The following is a 1,174-nucleotide window of genomic DNA, read 5'->3' as shown; positions in this document are numbered from 1 at the left end:
TTTGCTTTACTACTGCTCCATACTGCATCTTTCGTTTCAGATATGGTAAGTACGATTAAACATTTGAATAGTTTTGGAAGTATTTTGTCATCTATTGTCTTTATCTCTCTCCTTTTGACCTTCTTTGCAATGAATTCGCATAAAGAACAAATAGAAAAAGAGATTGCGTTGAAGCAGAAGAAATTTGAACAGAAACATTTACAGAATTATACAGATGAAATTGTCGGTCTGTATAATGAAATTCGTGGTTTTCGACATGATTATGCTGGGATGCTTGTCAGTATGCATATGGCAATTGACAGTGGTAATTTACAGGAAATTGACAGAGTTTACAACGAAGTTTTGGTTAAAGCCAATCACAAACTGCGTTCAGATAAGTACACTTACTTTGATTTGAACAACATAGAAGATTCAGCTTTACGAAGTTTGGTTGCTCAGTCAATTGTCTATGCTCGAAATAATGGTGTAGAGTTTACACTGGAAGTAAAAGATACGATTACCACGCTCCAAATTGAACTATTGGATTTAGTTCGTATCATGAGCGTCTTATTGAACAATGCTGTTGAAGGATCAGCTGATAGCTATAAAAAACAAATGGAAGTAGCAGTTATTAAGATGGAAACTGAAACAGTTATTGTGATTCAGAATTCATGTAAAATGACGATGACTCCTTCAGGAGATCTATTTGCTTTAGGATTCTCCACTAAGGGAAGAAATCGCGGAGTCGGATTAAATAATGTGAAAGAACTACTAGATAAGTACAACAATATTATTTTAGAAACAGAGATGGAAGGCAGTACATTTAGACAAATTATTAGATTTAAGAGGGAATTTGAATGAAAGTTTTAATTTTAGAAGATGTTATTGAACATCAAGTGAGACTAGAGAGAATATTGGATGAAATTTCGAAAGAATCGAATATTCCAATATCATACAAGACAACAGGAAAAGTCCGTGAATTTGAAGAATACATTGAAAACGATGAAGTAAATCAGCTTTATTTCCTAGATATTGATATTCATGGAATTGAGAAAAAGGGATTTGAAGTGGCTCAGCTCATTCGTCATTACAATCCTTACGCTATTATCGTCTTTATCACCAGTCGATCAGAGTTTGCGACTCTAACCTATAAATACCAGGTATCAGCCCTAGATTTTGTTGATAAGGATATCAA

Annotated in this window: 2 pseudogenes; both read left to right on the top strand. The window is 33.8% G+C overall.

Features of this window, described 5'->3' with window-relative positions:
- Positions 1-840 (top strand): annotated as a pseudogene (gene comD, locus WKI42_RS10420) (competence system sensor histidine kinase ComD); the annotation flags it as partial.
- Positions 837-1,174 (top strand): annotated as a pseudogene (gene comE, locus WKI42_RS10415) (competence system response regulator transcription factor ComE); the annotation flags it as partial. The pseudogenes comD and comE, both read left to right, overlap by 4 nt.

The sequence above is a fragment of the Streptococcus pseudopneumoniae genome (genome assembly GCF_038148935.1).
GTDB lineage: Bacteria > Bacillota > Bacilli > Lactobacillales > Streptococcaceae > Streptococcus > Streptococcus pseudopneumoniae_U.
This window is presented reverse-complemented; position numbering and strand designations above follow the sequence as displayed.